Below are 23,425 nucleotides of genomic sequence, written 5' to 3' on the forward strand. Positions count from 1 at the left end.
CTCAGCTCCGTCCGGCCACGAGCCGCGCGCCGAGCCCGAGGAAGATCACCCCAGCCGCCCCGTGCAGCCATCGCGCCGCGCGGGCGGAGCGGGAAAGGCGCGCGGCGGCCCCGGCCGCGCCCGCGATCACCGCCGCGAAGACCGGCACGGAGAGCAGGGGCAGGATCGGCCCGAGGAGGAGCATCTGCACCCATTCCGGCGCCCGCCCCGGCGAGGCGTCCACGAATTGCGGCAGGAAGGCGAGGAAGAACAGGGCCACCTTCGGGTTTGTGAGGTTCGTCAGCATGCCCTGCAGCACCACGCGCCGTGCGGCCGAGGCGGGCCCCGCGACCGGCGTGCCGGCCCATGCCGCGCGGAGCGATGCCACCCCCAGCCACAGCAGGTAGGCGCCGCCCGCCAGCCGCAGCACCGTGAACAGCGCCGGCTCCGCCGCCAGCAGCGCCGCCACGCCGAGCGCGGCCAGCAGGATGTGCACCATGGCCCCGCACCAGATCCCGACCGTGGCGGCCCAGCCCTGGCGCCTGCCGCCCGCGAGGGTCTGCCCAAGCACGAACATCATGTCCGGCCCCGGCGAGAGCACCACCACGATGCCGGCCAGGGTACAGGCGAGGAGGAGGGCGGGATCGACGGGCATGGGCGATCGTTGGCACCGCCCCACCCCGGCGTCGAACGACTAATCCTGAAGCCCGGCATCAGCGCCCGTGATGCCCCCGGCCCGCCGATTGGGCATGGCAAGGCTTCCGTATCCGTGATGGTAGCCCCCATGCTGCGACGCAATATTGCGTGGCAGACCCGCCGCGCGAAAGCTTCCGCCCGGCGCCCCAGAGTTCACGGAAGACTTCGATGCAAGAGCCCAGCGCCACGAGACGACTGACCCGCCAGGACGCCCGCACCCTCTTTCTCGCCTCCCTCGGCGGGGCGCTGGAGTTCTACGATTTCATCATCTTCGTCTTCTTCGCGACGGTGATCGCGACGCTGTTCTTCCCGCCGGGAATGCCGGACTGGCTGCAGCAGATCCAGGCCTTCGGCATCTTCGCCGCTGGGTACCTTGCCCGCCCGCTGGGCGGAATCGTCATGGCGCATTTCGGCGACCTGTTCGGCCGCAAGCGCGTCTTCACCTTCTCCGTCTTCCTCATGGCCGTGCCGACGCTGATCATGGGCCTGCTGCCCACCTACGCGAGCGTCGGCATCGCCGCCCCGCTACTGCTCCTGCTGATGCGCGTGCTGCAGGGCGCGGCGATCGGCGGCGAGGCCCCGGGCGCCTGGGTCTTTGTGGCGGAGCACGTGCCAGCCAACCGCGTGGGCGTCGCCACGGGCATGCTCACCGGCGGCCTGACGGGCGGCATCCTGCTCGGCTCGCTGATGGCCACCGCCATCAACACCGCTTACACCCCGGCCGAGGTCGCGGACTGGGCCTGGCGCATTCCCTTCATCACCGGCGGCGTCTTCGGCCTGCTGGCCATGTATCTCCGCCGCTGGCTGCACGAGACCCCGGTGTTCGAGGCCATGCGCGCCCGCATCGGGGAGGAGAGCCGGGAGATGCCGCTGAAGGCGGTGCTGCGCGGGCAGGGCGCCGGCGTGATCGTCTCCATGCTCGTCACCTGGATGCTGACCGCCGCCATCGTGGTGGTGATCCTGATGACGCCCGCGCTGTTCCAGAGGCTGCACAATCTCGCCCCGGCGACGACGCTGGAGGCGAACGTGGCGGCGACCTTCACCCTGACGGTCATGGCCGTGGTGGTGGGCGCGCTGCTGGACCGCTTCGGCACGCTGCGCGTCGGCATGGTCGGCAGCCTGGCGCTGATCGCCGCCACCTACGCGCTCTACTACGGGGTGGAGGCGAACCCGGCGAACCTGCTGCCGCTCTACGCGCTGGCCGGCGCCACCGTCGGCATCATCACCGTGGTGCCCTACGTGATGGTCAACGCCTTCCCGGCCGCCACGCGCTTCACCGGCGTCTCCTTCTCCTACAACGTGGCCTACGCGGTGTTCGGCGGGATCACGCCGCTGCTCGTCTCCGTGATGATGGCGGCGAACCGGCACGCGGCGGCGCATTACGTGGCCGCGGTGGTGGTGATCGGCATGGGGGCGCTGATGTGGGCTGCCCGCGCCGCCCGCCCGGCCGAGGCGCCCGCCGAGGCACGGCCCGCGCTGCGCTGATCCGTCCGGCCAAGGGGCGGGAAGGGCCGGGGCCGAGGGGCTCCGGCCCTTCCTCGTTCCGGGTGCCGGATTGCGCGACGGCCCCGCCCCGTGAGAAGGGGCCGGAGATGCAGGACCACCAGCCCGACCAGACCGTGGTGCCGCCCGGCTACGCGGCGGGGAGCCGACTGCCCTGGCGGGCGAAGCTGGCCCTCAAGCTGGCCATCGGCGCGCTTCGCCTGCCGGCCGGCGCCCTGCGCCGGGCCGGGGTGAACCGCCACAGCTTCGTCACGGACGCCGAGGACCGCCTGGTGCGGGAGCCGGTGAACCACGTCGCCCGCTTCACGGCCCTGCACGGCCGCCCGCCCCGCGGCGTGCTGGAACTCGGCCCCGGCCGGCTGGTGACGCGCGCCGCCACCTACGCCGCGCTGGGCTGCGGCCCCGTCTGGTTCGCCGACGTGGAGGAGGACGCGCCGCGCGAGGCCGCCCCCTACGCCGCCGCGGCCGCGATGGCCCGCGCCGCCGGACTGCCCGCGCCCAACCTCTCTGCCGCCCGGGACCGGGAGGCCGCCCTGGCCGCCTGCGGCGCGCACTACCTCATCGGCGGCACCGAGGCGCTGCTCGCCATCCCCGACGGCGCGGTGGAGCTCGTGCTCTCCGACGTGGTGCTGGAGCATGTGCGGCGGGACGCGCTGCCCGGCCTCCTCCTCGCCCTGCGCCGGGTCTCCGCCCCCGTATCGCTCGGCGCGCACGCCGTGGACTTCCACGACCACGTCGGCGGCGCCCTCAACACGCGCCGCTTCGCGCCGCGCTTCTGGGAAGGGGCGCTGGTGGGCCGCAGCGGCCTTTATGTGAACCGCCTCGGCCTGTCCCAGCTCCGCGCCGCCTTCGCGGAGGCGGGCTTCGCGACGCGGGCGGTGCAGACGCGCCTCTGGCCCGCGCCTCCGCCCGGCGCCGAGACGGCGCACCCCGCCGTGCGGCGCCCGGCCGACGACGACCTCATCGCCTTCGCCCGGATCGAGGCGGAGCCGCTTACCGGCGCAGGGCCCGCGACGGAACCGCCCTGACGCCATCGGGCACCGCGCCCGGTCAGCCCCTGCGACCTGCCCGTTCCGAGTCCCACCGCCCGATCGCTCCTGCCTCGTCGAAGGACGGGTGACGCACGCCGAGAGCCGTCGGCGGAACGCCGCGACGAACGCACATGACGCATTTCCTTCCGCGCAAAGATTGAAGGCGTGCGCAGGATCGGTAGTAGCGCCGACGCACCTGGGTCACGTTCTTCCGGATCGATTAACCGGAGGTCATCGCGACATAGGGCTGCTGCCGCGATGCGCGAGTCGATCGGGTTGCGATCCCGAAACGGCGAGCGATAGGTTACGGGATCATTGCAACATGTTCCCCTCGCGCATGACCGACGGCGCTGCCCTGCTCCCGCGATCCGATCTGCCCGAGAGCACGCCTCCCTCGGGTCGATGCAGGACGGCCGGAAGGGAGACCCGGCGATGACCTTCCACGGCCTCCCCGACGAGGTGCGCCCCGATACTCTGCTTCCTGATCCGCTGCTCGAAGCGTGGGGCGGCGAGGTTCTTCCTTCCGCCCGGTTGCGGAGCGAGGATGGGGCGCCCTCCGAGCGCCTCCACTGCGCGCTGCTGCACCGGGATTACGGCGTCGCGCTACTCGATCTCGCCCCCGAGGCCCGGCCGGATGCCGCAGAGCGGTTCCGCCGCCTCCACCAGTTCCTGTATCCGCGCCAGCCCCTGCCGCCGGTCGTGTACTGCTCGCTCGCTCCGACTGATCTCTGGCGGCTCACGATCATCCTGGACTCCGCCTTCGCGCTGGAGCCGCCCCTGGCAGAGAGCGGCGCGGACTGGATGGACCGCGCCCGCGAGATCCTTGGCGGGGAGCCGGAACCACCTCCTCCGGCGGCGCCCGTCCCGATCGAAGCGGCCGCGCCCGGGCCGGACGCGGCCGTTGCTCCGGCGGAAGCGCCGGCGCGGCCGCCCGCTGCGCCGGCCGATCCGCGCCGACGCCTCTCGCCGCTGCTCCTGCTGCCCGTCCTGGCGGGTATCGCGATCGCGGTCGCCCTTCCCCTGCTCCGCCCGCCGCAGCCCGGGACGGGGGGCGGCGTGCCAGCCATGTCCGTCGCGCCGACACTCGGCGACCCGGTGCAGCAACTGGCCGTGGAGGCGCCGCTCTCCGTTCCGCAAGGGATGCGCGGGGGCGGCGAGGAGCCGAAGGAGAGCGCAGCACCGGCACCCGGCACGACGCAGCTGACAGGCCTGGTCCAGGACGACGCGCAGGAGGCCGGTCCGGAGACCGGCCCGGATGCGATCCCCCAACACCTCCCCCTGATCGCCGCGCTGCAGGCGGTCGCCGCCCCGCCATCCCGGCTCCTGCCCGCACTGGAGCCCGTGCCGCGGCAGCCGGCCGGCCCGCCGGCGGCGTTGGAAACACCGGCCTTCGAGGTAGCCGCAGCGCCCATGTCTTCCGGGGCGAGCGGGCTGGCCCTGCCGCCGTCGCCGGACCTGTTCCGGGATGGCACCGCCGTCGGGCCCTCCGTGCTGGCCGCGCTGCAGCCCCCGGGCATCCCGGTGCTGGCGCCGGCGCCGTGGCCGGACACTCCGCCATTGCCGGAGGCCCTCGTCCCCATGCCCCTTCCGCCGCTACCGGGCGGAGCGGCGCCATCGGGAGAGATCGTCGTGGCAGCCCTTCCACCGGCGCCCGCTCCCCCCTTGCCGCCCGACGAGGCCGTCAGGGCAGAGGCGCCGGAGGAGGAACCGGCCCGGCCCCAGGAACCGCCCCGGCCCCAGGCCGCACCCGCCCCGCCCACCGCCGATCCGGCGCTGCTGCTGCTCCTGCTGCGGCGGGGGGACGCGTTGCTGGCCCTGGGCGACGTCTCCGCGGCGCGGCTCTTCTACGAGCGGGCGGCGGCGGCGGGCAGCGCCCCCGCGGCGATCGCCATGGCCCGCACCTACGACCCCGCAATCCTCGGAGAGCTCGGCGTGCGCGGGCTCCGGCCGGAGCGGGACGCCGCGATCGCCTGGTATCGCCGGGCCGTGGCCCTGGGCGGCGCCGGGGCGAGCGGGCCGCTGGAGCGCCTCGAGGCCGGGGGCAGGGCGCGATGAGGGAGGAGGGAGGAATGAACCGGACAGGCTTGGCGCGGCGCGGCCTGCTGATCGGGGCGGCGCTGGCGCCCTTTCCGCCGCCGCGCGCATCGGCGCAGGGGATCGCGGCGCCGGTGCCGCAGGGCGGCGGCCTCGCCGCGATGACCGCGCGCGCGAATGCCGGCACCGTCGGCATCGTCTCGGGCGGCGTGGACGGGACCTACATCCGCATCGCCGCCGACCTGGCCGCCGTGCTGGACGACGGGGACCGCCTGCGCGTCCTGCCCATGATCGGGCGGGGCTCCGTGCAGAACATCGCGGACATCATGTTCGTGCGCGGCGTGGACATCGGCATCGTGCAGTCGGACGCGCTCGCCTATGTGCGCGCCCGGCGCCTGCTGCCCGGCGTGGACCAGATGATCCAGTACATCGCCAAGCTCTACGACGAGGAGGTCCACCTCCTGGCCCGCGCGGAGATCGGGAGCGTGCAGGAGCTGGCGGGCCGGCCGGTGAACGTGGACGTGGCGGGAAGCGGCACCTCGATGACCGCCTCCCTGATCTTCGACGCGCTCGGCGTCGCGCCGAGGCTCGTCAACGACCCGCAGGACGTGGCGCTGGACCGGCTCCGGCGGGGGGAGATCGCGGCGCTGGTCTATGTCGCGGGAAAGCCCGCCCGGCTCTTCTCCGGCATCCCCGCGGAATCCGGGCTGCACTTCCTGCGCCTGCCGATGACGCCCGCGCTGATCGAGACCTACCTGCCCGCGGGACTCGGGCACGAGGCCTATCCCGGCCTTGTCCCCGAGGGCGCTCCGGTCGAGACGCTCGCCGTCGGGGCGGTCATGGCGGTCTACGCCTGGGCGCCGGGGACGGAGCGCTTCCGCAAGGTGGCGGGCTTCGTCCAGGTCTTCCGCGACCGCTTCGAGCGCTTCCTGCGCCCTCCGCGCCACCCGAAATGGCGCGAGGTGAACCTGGAGGCGCAGGTGCCGGGATGGGTCCGCTTCGATCCGGCACGGGAAGCGCCGCCATCCTACAGGCGGTAGGCGCGGCGACGGGCCAGGGCGTTCCGCCCGGGTCCGCCATGCGGCGGACCCGATAAGGCCTCAGGCCGGCCCGAAGCCCGCCAGATCCCGCCACTCCGCCTCCGTCAGCGTCCGCAACTCCAGCTCCGCCGCCTTCTTCGCCTTGGACCCGGCATCGGTGCCGATCACCACGAAATCCGTCCTCTTGGAGACGGATTTCACCACCTTCGCCCCCAGCGCCTCCGCCCGCGCCTCCGCCTCCTGCCGCGTCATTGTCTCCAGGCCCCCGGTGAAGACGACCGACTTGCCGGAGAGCGCGCCTTCCGCCACCGCCTCCGCGGCCTCGGGCGAGACCTCGCGCAGCAGGTCGTCCAGCGCCTCCACGTTCCGCGTCTCGGAGAAGAAGCCCACCAGCTCCTGCGCGATGGCCGGGCCGATGCCGATGATGCCGCCCAGGTCCTCGCGCGCCTCGCTGCCGATGATCTGCGCGGCCAGCATCGCGTTCCGCCAGGCCCCTGCCGTGTGATAGTGGCGCGCGAGAAGCCGTGCGTTCTGCTCGCCGATGCGGCGGATGCCGAGCGCGAAGATGAAGCGCTCCAGGCTCACGCTCCGCCGCGCCTCGATGGCGGCGAGAAGGTTCTGCACCTTCCTGGACTCGCCCTTGGCCGAGCCGCCCCAGCCCTTCCACCCGCGCAGTGTGGCGGCGTGGTTCTTTACCCGGAAGATGTCGGCCGGCGTCTTCACCAGGCCGGCCTCGTGCAGCAGCACGATGTTCTCGATCCCCAGCCCCTCGATATCCATCGCGTTGCGGGAGGCGAAGTGGATGAGGCGCTCCACCTGCTGCGCCGGGCAGATCAGCCCGCCCGTGCAGCGGCGCACCACCTCGCCCTCCGGCCGCACGGCGGGGCTGCCGCATTCCGGGCAGTGGGTGGGCGGCACCCAGGGCTCGCCGCGGCCTTCCCGCTCCGGGTCCACCACGCGGATGATCTGGGGGATGACGTCGCCCGCGCGCTGCAGCTCCACCGTGTCGCCCACGCGCGCGTCGCGGCGGGCCACCTCGTCCTCGTTGTGCAGGGTGGCGTGCTGCACCATCACGCCGCCCACGTTCACGGGCTGCATGATGGCGCGCGGCGTGAGCGCGCCGGTGCGGCCGACCTGGATCTGGATGTCGAGCAGCTTCGTCACCGCCCGCTCCGCCGGGAATTTCCAGGCGATGGCCCAGCGCGGCGCGCGGCCGACGAAGCCGAGCCGCGTCTGCCAGTCCAGCCGGTCGAGCTTGTAGACGACGCCGTCGATGTCGTAGTCCAGCCCCGCCCGGCGCTCCGCCATCTGCGCCTGGAAGTCGGCGGAGGCGTTCTCGTCGTCCAGGGGGGTGGAGAGCGGGTTCACCTGGAACCCCCAGCCCCGCAGCACGTCCAGGTATCCCGAATGCGTCTCGGCGACCGGCGCCGATGACGTGCCCTGCGCGTAGGCGAAGAGCCGCAGCGGACGGCCCGCCGTGACCCTGGCATCGAGTTGCCGGAGCGACCCCGCCGCCGCGTTGCGCGGGTTCACGGGAATGCGGACGGCCTCGCCCACCTTCTCCCCCGCCTCGCGCCGCCGCTCGCGCTCCTCGAACAGGCGGGTCTGCTCGGCGTGGAAGGCCAGGAAGTCGGCCTTCGTCATGAACACCTCGCCCCGCACCTCGATCCGCTCGGGGAAGGGGGCCTTCAGCTCCCGGGGCAGCTGATCGAGGGTCAGCAGGTTCTCCGTGATGTCCTCGCCCACCGTGCCGTCGCCGCGGGTGGCGCCGCGCAGGAAGCGGCCGTTCTCGTAGGTGAGGTTCACGGAGAGCCCGTCGATCTTCGGCTCCGCGACGAAGCGCAGGACCTCCTCCGCGGAGAGCCCGAGGAAGCGGCGGATGCGCGCCGCGAACTCCGCGAAGTCCTCCGGCGCGAAGGCGTTGTCGAGCGAGAGCATCGGCGTGCCGTGCCGCGCCTTGGCGAAGCCCGCCGCCGCCTCCTCGCCCACCTTGCGGGAGGGGGAGTCCGGCCGCACCAGATCCGGGAAGCGCGCCTCGATCGCCTGGTTGCGGCGGTAGAGCGCGTCGTACTCCGCGTCCGGCATGATCGGCGCGTCGCTCACGTGGTAGGCGCGGCTGGCCTCGTTCAGCCGGGCGGCCAGGGCCTCGAGTTCCCGTGCAGCTTCCGCCTCGCTCAGCTCCTCGGCTGGTAGGGCAGGGGAGGGGGTCTTCTCGGCCATGGGCGAGGGATAGCAGGGGCTGCCCCGGCGCGGAACGCGGCCCCCGGTCAACTTGCCGCCGAAGGGTCCCTGCCGCGTTCACCCGTGCATGACCCCGCCCGAAGACTGGATCCGCCCTGCGAACCTCGACGCCGCCCGCGCCGCGCAGCGGGAGATCGCGACCCGCGCCGAGGCCGAGGACCGCCTGCCCGATGCGCCCTTCCTGGTCGCCGGGGTGGACTGCGCCGGCGCCGCCCGCGGCGCGCCGGACCGGGTGCGCGCCATGGCCGTACTGCTCTCGGCGGAGGCCCGGTCCCGCCCCCTCGCCACCGGCCTGGCCGAGGGGGAGCCCGCCTTTCCCTACATCCCCGGCTTTCTCGGCTTCCGGGAAATCCCTTTCGTGCTGGAGGCGGTGAGGGGACTGCCGCAACGGCCGGACCTCATCCTCGTGGACGGCCACGGCGTCAGCCACCCGCGCGGCTGCGGTATCGCCACCCATCTCGGCGTGGTGCTGGACCTGCCGACGATCGGGGTGGCGAAGTCGATCCTCGTCGGCCGGGTGGAGGGTGAGCTGGGGATGGAGGCGGGCAGCACCGCGCCCCTGGTCTGGAAGGGCCGGCGGATCGCGACGGCGCTGCGGAGCAAGCGCGGCGTGCAGCCGCTCTTTGTCTCCACCGGCCACCGCGTCTCGCAGGAGAGCGCGGTGCGGTCGGTTCTGGCGTGGTGCGCCGGCTACCGCCTGCCGGAGCCGACGCGACTGGCCGACAGGCTGGCCGGCGAGGCCCGCCGCGCCATCGAAGGGCGGGCGGGCCTGTTTGGTGGGGAACTCTTCCCGGGCTAGCGCGGCCCGGCGAGCTGCTTCTGGCCCCCGGTGCCGCGCAGCGCGGCGAGGCGGTCCGACAGGCTGACCGGCGTCGCCCCCTTGCCCGAGGCGCTGGCCAGGGCGGCGGCGATGTTGGGGTCCTCCTGCTCCGGGCGGGTGGGCGTCAGCAGCTTCGCCTTGGCGTTCGCGGCCTCGGCACCGGCAAGGTCTTTGGCGGCGGCGTCCTGCATGGCCTTCAGCGCCACGCTCAGCCCGCTCGTCGCGCCGGAGAGGCCGGCGGCCTGCCTCGCCGCCTCGGCACGGCGGTCCGCCGCCTCGCGCTGTGCCCCGGCGCGCTGCATGTCGCGCTGCGCGCGGGTCAGCTCGGTGCGGGCGGCGCGAAGCTTCTGGCCGGCCCCGTCATAGGTCTGCTGCAGGGTTTGCAGGAACTCCTGCGCGTCGACCGCGTCCTGCTTCTCCCGCTCCAACTCGGGCGCCATCTCCTCCAGCATGCCGAGAAGCGTCCCGAGGGAGCGCTCCAGCTCCGCCTTGCGCGCCGGGTCCGCCTCGGCCTCCATCCGGCCGTTGAGCTGCTCCGCCGCGGCCATGCGCTGCTGGGAAAGGGCCTGGATGGCCTCCGCCTCCTTGCGCTCCTTGTCATAGACCTGGCGCGCCTGGGCCACCTGGAGGCCGAGCTGGTCGAGGTGCTGCTCCATGGTCCGGAGCTCGGCCTCCGTCGCCGATTTCGGGTCCCAGCGGACGATCGCCTCGACCGCGCTGTTCACGGCCTGATCCGTCTTCACGCCGACGAGGTTGCGGATGAATGCGAGCATGGTCGTATCTCCGTGTGTGGTGCGTGCGGAACGGGTCAGCCGGCCATGGCGCCGGCGTTGAGGAGGCCGACCGCGAGCTGCAGGCCCACCAACACCGTCGCCGCCGCGGCGTTGCCCTCCTCGATCATGTGGCGCAGCCCGCTCAGCAGGGCGGAGAGCAGCAGGAAGGCGAGAAGCTGCACCACCACCGCCACGATGCCCCAGAGCAGGATGTCGAGCGTCACGTGGCTCGTGGCCAGCGTGGCCGCCAGCGGCATGGCGAGCGATACCAGCGCGCCGCCGAGCACCATCCCCGCGGCCACGTTGCCGCTCCGAATCAGCCGCGCCTCGTGGAAGGGCGTGACGGCCATGTAGATCGCGATGCCGACGCCGAGGAGGGCCAGGGTGACGGCGAACTGCAGGGCCAGCAGGGGCAGGCCGGCGCGCAGGGTTTCCAGAATGACGTCCATGGCGGCGGTTCGCGCTCCGGATGGCTGGCTTCAGGTGGGGGAGAGGGAGGAGGGGTTGATGTCCAGCCCGGCGCGGACCTCCACCCAGGCCTGGGTGCCGTCCTCCACCGCCTGCACCAGGATGTACTCCGTCTGCGGCGCGGGGGCGGGGGCGCCCGTCGGGGCGGCGTAGAGCATTGCCTGGCACCGCAGCATGCGGCGGCCCTCCGGGGTCTCCAGCTCCTCCTCCAGCGCGCGCGGCGGCACGCGGGAGGAGCCGGGCGCCCAGGCACGGGCGTAGAGCTTGCCGTCCCTCGTCTGGAACTCCGGCCAGCCGATCATGCCCTCGGCCGGGTCCAGCCAGGCGGCCCACTCGGTGGCGTCGGCGGGGGTGATCTCGTCCAGGAGGGTGAGATAGCGGCACTCCGCGGCATCGCCACCGGTATCCAGCTGGAGTTGCAGCATGGCGCCGCCCTCCGGCAGGTAGAGGCGCATCATGGTGCCGGCCCCGTCCCGGATCCGCCCGACCCTGGCGACGCTCACCCGTTCCCCCGCGCCGGGTGGGGGCGTGAGGTGCGTGTTGCCGGCGGCGAGCAGGAAGGGGGTGGGATCGATCGTCACCGTGCCGCCCAGCCGGAAGCGGGACGGCGCGTAGGCGGCGCCCGAGAGGCTCTGCCCGAGCATGGCTCCGGCGCTACGCAGCGTGTCACCCGTGCCCATTCCCGTGCCTCCCGTTCCGCCATTCCGCGGCTTCCGCAACTGCTGCACCAACCAGAGCGCGAAGGCACCGCCCAGGAACAGCAGCAGGAGCGTGCCGATAAGTCCGTTGCCTCCATCATCCTCCGTGCTGGGAGTGCGCGCCTCGGGCTGCGGGGCCTCGCGCCCCGTCGCCACCTCCGCCGGTACATCGGGCGGCAGGTAGTTCGGGTCGCGGGGCTGGCCCTGGCTCTCGGCGAGGCGGCGGTCCAGGTCGTCCAGTCGGCGACGGGTCTCCTCGTCACCCTGGGCGCGCCGCTCCGCTTCCTGCCGCCAGGACTGGTAGCCGGGATCCTCCCGGTGGTTGTGGAAGAAGTCGGCGTAGCCCGGCCGCGACAGGTTGGAGAACATGAACCAGAGGAAGGCGGCATCCCAGATGCCGAAGGAGCGGGGACCGGCCAGCACGCTGCCCGGCACGCTCCAGCCGCGGTTCCCGTACCAGTCCCCGGCAGGAGAGCCGCGGCCGGACCAGCCGCCGCCCCATCCACCGCCACCCGGCCACCCGCCACCCGTCGAGCCGCCGCCCGACCAGCCACCCGACCAGCCACCCGGGGGCGTGCGGCTCCGTGGCACCGGAGCCGCGTATCCCCCGCCGGGGCCCGAGGGGGCAGAGCGCGCCGCCTCCGCTTCCCGCATGCGGCGCAGCGCGTCGCCGGACTGGCTGCGGCCGTAGGCCCGGTCCGCCGACGATCCACCGAAGATGGAACCCGAGGATCCGCCGGAAGAGCCCGGCCGGGAATAGCCCCCCGAGGATGAAGATGAGCGGGACGAGCCACCGCTGAAGGAGGGGGTCCGCGAGCCGCCACTGGGCCGGGAGTACCCGCCGCTGGAGCCGGAGCGCGGCCTTGCCTCCGCCTCCGCGCTCACCAGGGCAAGGCCGGGCAGCAGCAGGGCGGGCACCGCCGGCGCGGCGGCGCAGAGCAGGACCAGCAGGCGGAACGCTGATGCTCGCATGGTCCTCCGGCCCGACCCTTCCTGCCCGCGACGAGTCGGGCGGATCATAGGTCGGGATGCCGATGGCGCCAGCGGGCGAGGGGACCTCCGCCGATCGCCTTTGCGTCAGCGGTTGATTTTTCCGCCCGCCCGGCCGTCATCCCGCGCGGCCGGCGGGCCGGTCACGCCGCCCCCGCCAGCAGCTCGTCCGCCGCCGCCCGCGCCGCTTCCGTCACCCGCTCCCCGGCCAGCATCCGCGCGATCTCCTCGCGCCGGGCGCCGGGCTCCAGCGGCGTCACCCGCGTCTCCGCCCGCTCCCCCCGCACGCCCTTGGCCACCTGGAAGTGCCGGTTGCCGCGCGCCGCCACCTGGGGGGAATGGGTCACCACCAGCACCTGCAGCCGCTCCGCCACCCGCGCCAGCCGGTCCCCCACCGCCGCCGCCGTGGCGCCGCCGATGCCGCTGTCCACCTCGTCGAACACCAGGGTCGGCACGGGCGATCCCCGCGCCAGCACCACCTTCAGCGCCAGCATCAGGCGGGAGAGCTCGCCGCCCGAAGCGATCTTCGCCAGCATCCCCGGCTTTTGCCCGGGGTTGGTGGTGACGAGGAAGGTCACACGGTCCTGCCCGTCCGGGCCCCAGCCCGTCTCCTCGCGCGCCGCGATCTCGATGTGCAGCCGGGCGCGGTCCAGCTTCAGCGGCGCCAGCTCCTTCGCCACCGCCTTCTCCAGCTTCGCCGCGTGGTCCCGCCGGGCGCCGGTCAGGGCGTCGGCCGCCGCCGCATAGGCCGCGCGCGCCTCCTTCGCCGCCGCGTCCAGCGCCGCCACGCGGCCCGTGCCCGCGTCCAGGTTCGCCAGCCGGTCCTTCAGGGACGCCAGGTGCCCCGGCAGGTCCACCACCGCCACGAGGTGCTTCCGCGCGGCGGCGCGAAGGGCGAAGAGCCGCTCCTCCACCCCTTCGAGCCGCCGAGGGTCGGAGCCGGCGTCGTCCGCCAGCCGCTCTAGCACGTTCTCCGCCTCGGCCAGCGCGTCCTGCGCGGCCGCGAGGGCGGCGAGGGCGTTGCCCACCTCCTCGGAGGCCGGGGTCAGCCGCTCCAGCGCCCGCGCGGCGTTCCGCAGGGCGGCGGCCGGCGCCCCGCCGCCGCGGCGATCCCGCGGCTGCAATTCGGAAAGCGCCGCGGCGAGCGCCTCGGCCCGCCGCTCCCCGCCCTGCAGCGCCTGCCGCTCGGAGGCGAGCGCGTCCTCCTCGCCCTCCTGCGGGGCTAGGTCGGAGAGCTCCTCCACCGCGTGGCGCAGCCACTCCTCGTCGCGCTGGGCGGCGGCGATGGCCTCCTGCGCGTCCCGCAGCGCCCGCTCCGCACCCTTCCAGGTGCGGTAGGCCTCGGCCACGGCGCCACGGCGCGGCTCCAGCCCGCCGAAGGCGTCCAGCAGCCCGGCATGGGTGGCCGGATCGGCCAGCCCCACCTGATCGTGCTGGCCCTGCACCTCCACCAGCAGCGCGCCGAGGCGGCGCAGCATCGCCACCCCCACCGGCTCGTCGTTGACGAAGGCGCGGGACCGGCCATCGGCCGTCACGATGCGGCGGACGACGATCTCGTCCTCGGACTCGATGCCCTGGTCCGCCAGCAGCGCGTGGGCGGGATGACCGGCGGGCGGGTGGAACACCGCCACCACCCCGGCCTGGGCCTGTCCGGCGCGCACCATGCCCGCCTCGGCCCGCTGGCCGAGCGCGAGGCCGAGGCTGTCCAGCAGGATGGACTTGCCCGCGCCCGTCTCGCCGGTGAGCACCGAGAGCCCCCCAGCGAAGGAGAGGTCCAGGCGCTCGATCAGCACCACGTCGCGGATGGAGAGGGAGGCGAGCACGCCTTAGGGCTGACCACCGGAGGGCGGACACGCCCGGAGGCGTGAGTCCGCTCTGCTACGGAAAGGGTCGGGCATCGGGCCTGAGCGCATGCTCAGAAGATGGTGTTGGCCGCGCGCCGCAGGAAGCCCGGGCGGTTGCCCTCGGCGGAAGGGGCGCCATCCACCAGCAGCGCGTAGCTGTCCTGGTACCAGGGGCTGCCCGGGTAGTTGTGGCCGAGCACGGAGGCCGTCTTCTTCGCCTCCTCCGGCAGGCCGAGGGCGAGGTAGATCTCCGTCAGCCGGTACAGGGCCTCCGGCGTGTGGTTGGTGGTCTGGTAGTTCTCCACCACGCTGCGGAAGCGCCCGATGGCGGCGGCGTAGAGGCGGCGCTGCTCGTAGAAGCGGCCGATGTTCATCTCCTTGCCCGCGAGGTGATCGCGGGCCAGGTCGATCTTCAGCCGGGCGTCGCGGGCGTAGGTGGAGTTGGGGAAGCGGTTGACCACGTCCTGCAGCGCGACCATGGCCGTCTCCGTGCCCTGCTGGTCGCGCTGCGCGTCGGCAATCTGCTCGTAGTAGCAGAGGCCGCGCAGGTAGTAGGCGTAGGCGATGTCCCGGTGGGCGGGGGAGAGCTGGATGAAGCGGTCCAGCTGCGCCAGCGCCTCCGTGTAGCGGTTGCGGGAGTACTCGGCGTAGCCGCTCATCAGCCGGGCATTGGCGGCCCAGCTGGAATAGGGGTGGTCGCGCTCCACCGCCTCGAAGAGCTGCACGGCCTGGGCGTAGCGCTCGGCCTTCAGGGCCTCCAGCCCGGCGGCGTAGAGGGCCTCCGGCGACATGTCGGCGTAGCTCGCGCCCTGCGGGCGGAGGGAGCTGTCCCGGCCGTCCCAGAAGTTGAGGCTCTCGCACCCGCCCAGGGCGAGGGGGGCGAGAAGGGCGGGCAGGATCGCGAGGCGGCGGATGGTCATGGCGGCGGCTCTATAGCATGGGCCCCGCCCCGCGCGACACCTCCCGCGGGGCCCGGGGGAGGATGCGGGCACCGGCCGCTCAGGCCGGCGCGGCCGCCATGGGCAGGCGGGCGGTGGCGCCCGCGAGGGCCGTTACCGGCGCCGCCTCGCCCGCCCAGCGCCAGGCGCGGGGATCGGCGAGCAGGGCGCGCAGCACCCGGTTGTTCAGGGCGTGGCCGGAGCGGTGGCCGCGGAAGCGGCCGCGCAGCGGGGCGCCGGCCAGGGCCAGGTCCCCCACCACGTCCAGCATCTTGTGCCGCACGAACTCGTCCGCGTGGCGCAGCCCGCCGGGGTTCACCACCAGCGGCCCGTCCACCACCACCGCGTTCGCCAGCGACCCGCCGCGGGCCAGGCCCACGGAGCGGAGGCGGGCGATGTCCTCCGCCATGGTAAAGGTGCGGGCATCGGCGAGCACGGCGCGGAACCCGTCCTCCGTCACCGGCATGGAGAGGGACTGGCGGCCGATGGCGGTGGCGCCAAAGTCGATGCTCAGCTCCGCCTCGAAGCCCGGCCCCTCGCCGGGGGAGAGCTCGGCCCAGGCGGCGTCCGGGCCCTCGCCCTCCTGCACGCGCACGGTCCGAAGGATCTCGATGGCGCGCAGGGGCGCGTCCAGCTCCACCAGCCCGGCGCAGTCCAGAAGGAAGATGAAGGGGGCGGCGGAACCGTCCAGGATGGGGATCTCCGGACCGTCCACCTCGACGACGGCGTCCGTCACGCCGAGCGCGGCCAGCGCGGCCATCACGTGCTCGATCGTGCCGATGCGGGCCTGGCCCTCGCCGATGGCGGTGCAGAGGCGGGTGTCGCTCACCAGGTCGTGCCGGGCGGGGATCTCGACGCCGAGGTCCGTGCGGCGGAAGACGATGCCCGCGCCGGCCTCCGCCGGGCGCAGCATCAGGGCGGCGCGCGCGCCGGAGTGCAGGCCGACGCCCACGCAGCCGATCGCGGACTTCAGCGTCCGCGCCCGCGCCGTGCCGATCGGGAAGAAACCGTCCATCTGGGACCCCGGATACCGTTCCGTGCCGGCATCAACGCTCCGGCAAGATGGAAATTCGCACCGCAGCACGGCCAGTGCCAGTCAAGCGTTGTTTCTCCATGTTTCGCCGTAAGGTACTGTTCTAATGCATTTTTCTTGAACGGAGAAGGGCCCCGCCGATATCCCGGCGAGGCCCTTCCGAAACCGTTTCACCCCCGGCCTGCGCCGGAGTGGGCGGTTCAGTTGCCCTGGCGGCGAAGGAAGGTGGGGATGTCCAGACCCATCCCGTCCTCCTGCGCCTGGGGGCGCTGGGGGGCGGCGGCGGGGGCCGCCGGCGGGGCCTCCGCCTGCTCCGGCAGGGTGCGGCGCATGCCGCCGATCCCGGTGGCGCGGCGGAAGATGCCGCCCAGCCCGCCGGTCGGGGCGGCCGACGGGGCCTGCGGGGCGGGCGCCACGCGGGAGACCGGAGTGGCGTTCAGGGGCGGGGCGGCCACCGGGGCCATCGGCGCGGGGGCCGGGGCCTCGGCCACCGGCTCCATCGGGACGTTCCCGGTCTCCACCGTCGCGCGGCGCATCGCCATGGGCATGCGCGGGCCGGCACTCGGCGCAGGGGCGATCACCGGGGCACCGATGGGGGAGCCCATCGGGGCGGTGGGGGTTGGGGACACGGCGGCCACGCGCGGGGCACCGATCACCGGGGCGGGCCGGCCGGCGCCGGGCTGCACCACGGCCGGGCGCATGGCCGGGGCGTGCTGCGCGCCGGGCACGAAGCCGCCCGGGGCCTGCGGGGCCATGGAGACGGGCGCGCCGCCGCCGATCGCCACCACGCGCGGCGCCTCGGCCTGCACCTCCTGCTTCGCCTCGGACACCGCGTCGATGCCCGTGGCGACCACGGAGAGGCGGAGCCGGCCGTTCAGCGTCTCGTCCACGCTGGTGCCGAAGATGATGTTCGCGTCCTCGTCCACCTCGCGGCGGATGCGGTTCGCGGCCTCGTCGACCTCGAACAGCGTCATGTCGTAGCCGCCGGTGATGTTGATCAGCACGCCACGCGCGCCGCGCATGGAGGTGTCCTCCAGCAGCGGGTTGCTGATGGCGGCCTCGGCGGCCTTCACGGCGCGGTCGTCGCCCTCGGCCTCGCCCGTGCCCATCATCGCCTTGCCCATCTCCGCCATCACGGTGCGGATATCGGCGAAGTCGAGGTTCACGAGCCCCGGGTTCGTCATCAGGTCGGAGACGCCGCGCACGCCCATGTAGAGGACGTCGTCGGCCATCTTGAAGGCCTCGGCGAAGGTCGTCCGCTCATTGGCCTTACGGAACAGATTCTGGTTGGGGACGATGATCAGCGTATCAACGTACTGCTGCAGCTCCTCCAGCCCCTGCTCGGCGGAGCGGCGGCGCTTCGGGCCCTCGAAGTCGAAGGGCTTCGTCACCACGCCCACGGTCAGCACGCCGCGCTCGCGCGCCATGCGGGCGATCACCGGCGCCGCCCCCGTGCCGGTGCCGCCGCCCATGCCGGCGGTGATGAAGATCATGTGCACGCCCTCGAGGTGGCGGGCGAGGTCCTCGGTGGCCTCCTCCGCCGCCGCGCGGCCGATCTCGGGCTTGGCGCCGGCGCCCAGGCCCTGCGTCAGGTGCGGGCCGAGCTGCACGCGGCGCTCCGCGCGGCTGTTCACCAGCTGCTGGGCATCGGTGTTGGCGACGAGGAACTCGACCCCGTCCAGCCCCATGCCGATCATGTTGTTCACCGCGTTGCAGCCCGCGCCGCCCACGCCGATGACCGTGATACGCGGCGTGAAATCCGTGTGTTGCTGCCGCGGAATGGTCAAGTTCAGCGTCATCGTTCTAGCCCCCTTCGAAGACGCGATGAAAACGAATCGCCCCCAGGCCCTTATGCATCACACCCGGTCCCGGAGCCAATTGACGAAACGCGCGAAAACGCCCCGCGATCCCTGCGAAACGTCATCGAAATCCAGCGCCGGCCGCCCCTCGCCGCCGCCCCAGGCGACAAGGCCCAGCGTGGTCGCGAATCCGGGCGCGTGGAAGGCCTCCGGCAGGCCGCGGACCGGGGCAGGGCGCCCCAGCCGCACCTGCCGCCCGAGGATCCGCGCGGCCGTTTCCCGCATGCCCACCAGCTGGCTGGCGCCGCCGGTCAGCACCACGCGCTGCCCGGCCTCCGGCCCCAGATGGGCCTCGGCCAGTCGGTCCCGCACGAGCTCCAGCGTTTCCTCCACCCGCGGGCGGATGATGGAGAGCATCTGGGCGCGGGGCACGCGGGCGAGGCTCTCCCCGTCCTCCCCGATCTGGGAGAGGGAGAGCATCTCCCGCTCGTCCTCGATCGTGCCGAAGAGGCTGCCGAACATCGTCTTCAGCCGCTCCGCCTGGTCCAGCGGGGTAGAGAGGCCGCGGGCGAGGTCGTTCGTGACCTGCCAGCCGCCCACGGGCACCTGGGCCGTGTGCAGCAGCAATCCCTCATGCACCACGGCCAGCGTGGTGGTGCCGCCGCCCATGTCGATCACCGTCGCGCCCAGCTCCCGCTCATCCTCGCCCAGGGCCGAGAGGGCGGCGGCGTAGGGCGCGGAGACCGGCTCCTCCACCTCCAGATCGCAGCGCAGCAGCCCGTTGCCGAGGTTGCGGAGCGAGGCGGAGGCGGCGTCCACGATGTGCAACCGCACGCCGAGGCTCTCGCCGAGCATGCCGCGCGGGTCGGAGACGCCGGGGGTGGCATCGAGCGTGAAGTTCAGGGGCAGGGCGTGGATCGCCTCCCGCCCTTCCTCCGCCATGCGGCGGCGCCCCTCGTTCACCATGGCGCGCAGGTCGGCCTCGGTCACGGCGCGGCCGCCGATGGTCCACTGCACGTGGCGCTGGCGGCTGCCGGGCTGCCCGCAGGAGAGGTTGACGATGACGCCCGAGAGCTTCGTGTGCGCCATGTCCTCCGCGTGGGCCACGGCGGCGCGGATGGCGCGCTCGGCCGCGGCCAGGTCGGTGATGTTGCCGCCCTTCACCCCGTGGCTGCGCTGCCAGCCGTAGCCGAGAGCGCGGGGCAGCCCGTCCGGCTCGATCCGGGCGATGACGCAGACGATCTTCGTGCTGCCGATGTCCAGCACGCCGAAGTTGCCGCTGCGCGCGCGGGGATGGCGCGGGCGGGCCGGTGGAAGGCCGGGCCCGGCGCCGTCGGGCACGCGCGCCACGGCGTTCACCCGTTCCTCCCGCGGGCGCGGGCCGCGGCCGGGGTGGCCGCGGGCTCCGCCGCCGGAGAAGCGATGGGGCGCAGCACCATCCGGTCCGGCAGGCGCAGGTCCACGACCTGCATCGGGCGGTCCAGCAGCTGGTTCTGCCGCTGCAGCTCCGCCAGGCGCTGGATCGCCGCCTCCTCATGCCCTTCCGGCAGCAGGACGTCCGTGCCGCTGTGCAGGCGCAGGTTCCAGCGGCGCTCCCCGATGCGGACCAGGGCCTGGGTGCGGGCCTTCACGTCCGGCGCGTCGCCCAACAGGTCGTAGAGGGGCGCCGCGCCCTTCTCCGCGCCCGCGCCGACGATCAGAGGCAGGGGGCCGAAGGCGTCCAGCCGGTCCGTCGCGACCGTGCGGCCCTCCCGGTCCACGATCGCGAAGCGGCCGTTGTTCTGCCAGATCGCGAAGGGCTGCCGCTCCTTCACCCGCACCAGCACGAGGCCGGAGAGGTGGCGCTGCACCTCCGCCTCCTCGATCCAGGGAATCGCCTCCAGCCGCTCCCGCGCGCGATCCGGGGAGAAGCCGAGAACGGAGTCGCCGACGCGCACGGCCAGCGCCTGGCGGAGCTGCCCCGCGGGCGTGTTGCGCGCGCCCTCCACCCGCACGGCGCTGACCACCAACCCGCTGACGCGCTCGCCGAGGCTGGCCGTCGCGCCCTCCACGGCGGCCGAGAACCGGCTGGCCGGATCGAGCTGCGCGACGCCGAGCGCCGCGACGCCGCACAGGGCGAGCACTGCGCCGGCCTTCGCCGCCGGGCGCAGCATCGGGCGCTTCCGGCGCAGCCAGAGGCGCAGCGCGCTCGGCCGCACCGGCTCCGGCGGGGCCGGGCGGGCGCGGATGCCGGCCTGGAGCTTACGCGGCATCGCGCATCCCCTTCGGCCCGCGCTCCAGCCCGTCGTGCCGGGCCTGCTTCACCATCCAGGCGCAGAGCTCGGGGAAGGTGATGCCCCGATACGCCGCCTGCTCCGGCACCAGGGAGGTGGGCGTCATGCCCGGCTGGGTGTTCACCTCCAGCAGCACCAGCCCATCCGCGCCGGGGCGGCTGTCGTCCCAGCGGAAGTCGCTGCGGCTCACGCCCCGGCAGCCCAGCGCCGCGTGCGCGGCCACGGCCACCTGCATCGCGCGCGCGGCAACCTCGTCCGGCACGCGCGCCGGGATCGTGTGGGCGGAACCGCCATCGGCGTACTTCGCGTCGTAGTCGTAGAAGGTGCGGCTGGTGTCGATTTCCGTCACCGCCAGCGCGCGATCCTCCATCACGGCCACGGTCAGCTCGCGGCCAGGGATGTAGGGCTCGGCGATGATCTCGCCCCATTGCCAGGTGGCCGCGATCTCTGCCCGCCGGTTGTCGCCGCCGCGCAGGATGTGCACGCCGACGGAGGATCCCTCCCGCACCGGCTTCACTACGTATGGGAAGGGCAGGGGGTCCGCCTCCGCCAGGGCGGAAGCCTCCAGCAACCGGTGCGGCGCGACCGGCAACCCGGCCGCGGCGAAGGCACCCTTGGCCGCCGCCTTGTCCATCGCGATCGCCGAGGCGCGCAGCCCGGAATGGGTGTAGGGGATGCTCATCCAGTCCAGCACGCCCTGGATGGAGCCGTCCTCGCCGAAGCGGCCGTGCAGCGCGTTGAACACCACCTCCGGCCTGGTGGCCGCGATGCCCGCCACCACAGCGCCGAGGTCCGGGCCGGGGTCGAGGGTCGAGACCTCGAACCCCGCCGTCCGCAGCGCCGCCGCGATCTCCCGCCCGGAGGAGAGGGAGACCTCCCGCTCGCTGGACAGGCCGCCCAGAAGGACCGTGACACGGGTCATGCCGCGCGCTCCCCGATGCGCTTGATCTCCCACTCCAGCGCGATGCCGGAATGCGCGAGGACGGCGGCGCGCACCGCCTCGCCCAGGTCCTCGAGATCGGCCGCCGTAGCGTCACCGGTGTTGAGGAGGAAGTTGCAGTGCTTCTCGCTCACCTGCGCGCCGCCCAGGACCTTGCCCCGGCAGCCTGCGGCGTCGACCAGTGCCCAGGCCTTGTGGCCCGGCGGGTTGGCGAAGGTGGAGCCGCCGGTGCGCGCCCGCACGGGCTGCGTCGCCTCCCGGCTCTCGCGGATCTCCGCCATCCGCGCCGCGATCGCGTCCTTGTCGCCCGGGGTGGCGCGGAAGCGCGCGCGCACCACGATCCCGCCCGGCGGCAGCTGGGACCGGCGGTAGGAGAGCCGCAGATCGGCCGCGCGCACGCGCAGCAGCCCGTCCACCGTGGCGATCTCCGCCCAGTCCAGCACCTCCGCCACCTCGGCGCCGTAGGCGCCGGCATTCATCGCCACCGCGCCGCCGATGCTGCCGGGGATGCCGGAGAGGAACTCCAGCCCGGAGAGCCCGGCGGCCGCCGCGTGCTCCGCCACGTTCGCGTCCAGCGCCGCGGCGCCCGCCACGATGCCGTCGGCCTCCATCTCCACTTCGCCGAAGCCGCGAGCGAGGCGCAGCACGATCCCGCGCACCCCGCCATCCCGCACGATGAGGTTGGAAGCCGCGCTCATCACCGTGACCGGCGCCTCTGCCCGCCGCAGCAGGCGCAGCAGGTCGTCCAGGTCGGCCGGGCGCACCAGCCAGTCCGCAGGGCCGCCCACGCGGAACCACGTGCCCGGCCCCAGCGGCGCGTCCTTCTGAACGCGGCCGCGCAGGCCGGGAAGCGGGGCCTCCGTCATGTGGACGGAAGCGCTCATGCCGCGCCCTTGATCCGGCGCGGGCCACTCTTCGCCTGCAGCTCCGTCAGCTGCGCCGGCAGCGCGTGCGCCCAGTTCGTGATGTTCCCTGCGCCGAGGCAGACCACGTAGTCCCCCGGCCGCGCGATGGCGTGCACCATCTCCGCGAGATGGTCGGGGGAGGGTAGGGGCACCACGGAGCGGTGGCCGTGCGCACGCAGCCCCTCGACCAGCCCGTCCTTGTCCCGCCCCTCGATCGGCTGCTCCCCGGCCGCGTAGACATCGGCCACGATCACCGTGCCCGCGTCGTTCATGCAGGTGCAGAACTCGTCGAACAGCGCGTCGAGCCGGGAGTAGCGGTGCGGCTGAACCACCGCGATCACGTCCTTTGCCCCGGCCTGCCGCGCGGCCTTCAGCACCGCCGCGATCTCCACGGGGTGGTGGCCGTAATCGTCGATCACCGTGATGTTGCCGACCTGCCCGGCCAGGGTGAAGCGGCGCTTCACGCCCTTGAACCCGGCCAGCGCCATGCGGATCGTCTCCTCCGGCACCTCCATCTCCACACCGATGGCGATGGCCGCCAGCGCGTTCAGCACGTTGTGCTGGCCGAGCATCGGCAGGCGGAAGGGCTTCAGGTGCCGCGTGCGGCGGGAAAGCCGGTCCTGCACCACCACGTCGAAGGTGGCGCCCATGCGGTCCGTGATCACCCGCTCCGCCCGCACATCCGCCTGGGGGGAGAAGCCGTAGGTGATCAGGCGGCGGTCCGACAGGCGCGGGATCATCGCCTGCACCTCCGGATGGTCGGCGCAGAGCACGGCGAAGCCGTAGAAGGGGATGTTGCCGACGAAGTTGGCGTAGCCCTCCTTCATCGCATCCGCCGTCCCCCAGTGGTCCAGGTGCTCGGGGTCCATGTTCGTCACCACGGCGACCACGGCCGGGAGCTTCAGGAAGGACCCGTCGCTCTCGTCGGCCTCCACCACCATCCACTCGCCGGCGCCCAGCCGCGTGTTGGTGCCGTAGGCATTGATGATGCCGCCGTTGATCACGGTGGGGTCGATCTTCGCCGCCTCCAGCACGCAGGCGACGAGGGAGGTGGTGGTCGTCTTCCCGTGCGTGCCGCCGACGGCGATGGACCACTTCAGCCGCATCAGCTCCGCCAGCATCTCCGCGCGGCGCACCACGGGCAGGAAGCGCTTCCGGGCCTCCTGCACCTCGGGGTTGTCGCGCTTCACGGCGGAGGAGATGACGACGACCTGCGCCTGGCCCAGGTTCGCCGCGTCATGCCCGATCGCCACCGTGATGCCGGCCTCGCGCAGGCGGGTGACGTTGTAGCCCTCCGCGATGTCGCTGCCCTGGACCTGGTAGCCGAGGTTGTGCAGCACCTCGGCGATACCCGACATGCCGATGCCGCCGATCCCGACGAAGTGAATGGGGCCGATGTTCAGCGGCAGCGCGCGCATGG

19 protein-coding genes are annotated in these 23,425 nt (G+C 73.6%); 5 read left to right on the forward strand and 14 right to left on the reverse strand.

What is annotated here, in order from left to right; genetic code table 11:
- Position 1: 1 nt before the first annotated feature.
- Complete coding sequence (locus tag VQH23_RS16605; RefSeq protein WP_338661843.1) at positions 2–634, reverse strand: LysE family translocator; 633 nt, start codon at positions 632–634, stop codon at positions 2–4.
- Between the two features lie 209 nt (positions 635–843).
- On the opposite strand from VQH23_RS16605, the gene VQH23_RS16610 reads away from it, so the two are divergent.
- The 4 genes from VQH23_RS16610 to VQH23_RS16625 all read left to right on the forward strand — a co-directional run bounded on the left by VQH23_RS16610 (position 844) and on the right by VQH23_RS16625 (position 6,283).
- Positions 844–2,160, forward strand: a complete 1,317-nt coding sequence (locus VQH23_RS16610) for an MFS transporter (protein WP_338661844.1) — start codon at positions 844–846, stop codon at positions 2,158–2,160.
- A gap of 107 nt (positions 2,161–2,267) precedes the next feature.
- Entirely contained in the window at positions 2,268–3,206 is a 939-nt protein-coding gene (locus VQH23_RS16615; RefSeq protein WP_338661845.1) for a hypothetical protein, read from the forward strand.
- A gap of 435 nt (positions 3,207–3,641) precedes the next feature.
- Positions 3,642–5,264, forward strand: a complete 1,623-nt coding sequence (locus VQH23_RS16620; protein ID WP_338661846.1) for a hypothetical protein — start codon at positions 3,642–3,644, stop codon at positions 5,262–5,264.
- A 14-nt stretch (positions 5,265–5,278) separates the two neighbouring features.
- Positions 5,279–6,283 carry a TAXI family TRAP transporter solute-binding subunit gene (locus VQH23_RS16625; RefSeq protein ID WP_338661847.1) on the forward strand — a complete coding sequence of 335 codons (1,005 nt, stop codon included), beginning with the start codon at positions 5,279–5,281 and terminating at the stop codon, positions 6,281–6,283.
- 60 nt (positions 6,284–6,343) lie between these two features.
- Here VQH23_RS16625 and ligA read toward each other — a convergent pair whose 3' ends face one another.
- A complete protein-coding gene (gene ligA, locus VQH23_RS16630; protein ID WP_338661848.1) occupies positions 6,344–8,503 on the reverse strand; it encodes an NAD-dependent DNA ligase LigA in 2,160 nt (719 codons plus the stop codon).
- Between the two features lie 88 nt (positions 8,504–8,591).
- On the opposite strand from ligA, the gene VQH23_RS16635 reads away from it, so the two are divergent.
- Positions 8,592–9,323 (forward strand): endonuclease V, encoded by a 732-nt coding sequence (locus VQH23_RS16635; protein ID WP_338661849.1) that lies wholly within the window; start codon positions 8,592–8,594, stop codon positions 9,321–9,323.
- Here VQH23_RS16635 and VQH23_RS16640 read toward each other — a convergent pair.
- The 12 genes from VQH23_RS16640 to murC all read right to left on the reverse strand — a co-directional run bounded on the left by VQH23_RS16640 (position 9,320) and on the right by murC (position 23,423).
- Positions 9,320–10,117 (reverse strand): hypothetical protein, encoded by a 798-nt coding sequence (locus VQH23_RS16640; protein ID WP_338661850.1) that lies wholly within the window; start codon positions 10,115–10,117, stop codon positions 9,320–9,322. The genes VQH23_RS16635 and VQH23_RS16640 overlap by 4 nt on opposite strands.
- 35 nt (positions 10,118–10,152) lie before the next feature.
- Entirely contained in the window at positions 10,153–10,566 is a 414-nt protein-coding gene (locus tag VQH23_RS16645; RefSeq protein ID WP_338661851.1) for a DUF350 domain-containing protein, read from the reverse strand.
- Between the two features lie 30 nt (positions 10,567–10,596).
- Positions 10,597–12,255 (reverse strand): DUF2491 domain-containing protein, encoded by a 1,659-nt coding sequence (locus VQH23_RS16650; protein WP_338661852.1) that lies wholly within the window; start codon positions 12,253–12,255, stop codon positions 10,597–10,599.
- A gap of 161 nt (positions 12,256–12,416) precedes the next feature.
- Positions 12,417–14,096 carry a DNA repair protein RecN gene (recN, locus tag VQH23_RS16655; protein WP_338661853.1) on the reverse strand — a complete coding sequence of 560 codons (1,680 nt, stop codon included), beginning with the start codon at positions 14,094–14,096 and terminating at the stop codon, positions 12,417–12,419.
- A gap of 92 nt (positions 14,097–14,188) precedes the next feature.
- Entirely contained in the window at positions 14,189–15,037 is an 849-nt protein-coding gene (locus tag VQH23_RS16660; protein ID WP_338661854.1) for an outer membrane protein assembly factor BamD, read from the reverse strand.
- 79 nt (positions 15,038–15,116) lie between these two features.
- On the reverse strand, positions 15,117–16,070 hold the full coding sequence (lpxC, locus tag VQH23_RS16665) for a UDP-3-O-acyl-N-acetylglucosamine deacetylase (protein WP_338661855.1): 954 nt from the start codon (positions 16,068–16,070) through the stop codon (positions 15,117–15,119).
- A 218-nt stretch (positions 16,071–16,288) separates the two neighbouring features.
- Positions 16,289–17,887, reverse strand: coding sequence for a cell division protein FtsZ (gene ftsZ, locus VQH23_RS16670; RefSeq protein ID WP_338661856.1), 1,599 nt, complete (start codon positions 17,885–17,887; stop codon positions 16,289–16,291).
- 57 nt (positions 17,888–17,944) lie between these two features.
- Positions 17,945–19,246 (reverse strand): cell division protein FtsA, encoded by a 1,302-nt coding sequence (gene ftsA, locus VQH23_RS16675; protein ID WP_338661857.1) that lies wholly within the window; start codon positions 19,244–19,246, stop codon positions 17,945–17,947.
- Complete coding sequence (locus VQH23_RS16680) at positions 19,243–20,139, reverse strand: cell division protein FtsQ/DivIB (protein ID WP_338661858.1); 897 nt, start codon at positions 20,137–20,139, stop codon at positions 19,243–19,245. The genes ftsA and VQH23_RS16680 overlap by 4 nt, the downstream gene beginning before the upstream one ends.
- Positions 20,129–21,082, reverse strand: a complete 954-nt coding sequence (locus VQH23_RS16685) for a D-alanine--D-alanine ligase (RefSeq protein WP_338661859.1) — start codon at positions 21,080–21,082, stop codon at positions 20,129–20,131. The genes VQH23_RS16680 and VQH23_RS16685 overlap by 11 nt, the downstream gene beginning before the upstream one ends.
- Entirely contained in the window at positions 21,079–21,984 is a 906-nt protein-coding gene (gene murB / locus VQH23_RS16690; RefSeq protein ID WP_338661860.1) for a UDP-N-acetylmuramate dehydrogenase, read from the reverse strand. The genes VQH23_RS16685 and murB overlap by 4 nt, the downstream gene beginning before the upstream one ends.
- Positions 21,981–23,423, reverse strand: a complete 1,443-nt coding sequence (gene murC, locus VQH23_RS16695; protein ID WP_338661861.1) for a UDP-N-acetylmuramate--L-alanine ligase — start codon at positions 23,421–23,423, stop codon at positions 21,981–21,983. The genes murB and murC overlap by 4 nt, the downstream gene beginning before the upstream one ends.
- Positions 23,424–23,425: the final 2 nt, after the last annotated feature.

Source organism: Pararoseomonas sp. SCSIO 73927 (assembly GCF_037040815.1).
Lineage (GTDB): Bacteria > Pseudomonadota > Alphaproteobacteria > Acetobacterales > Acetobacteraceae > Roseomonas.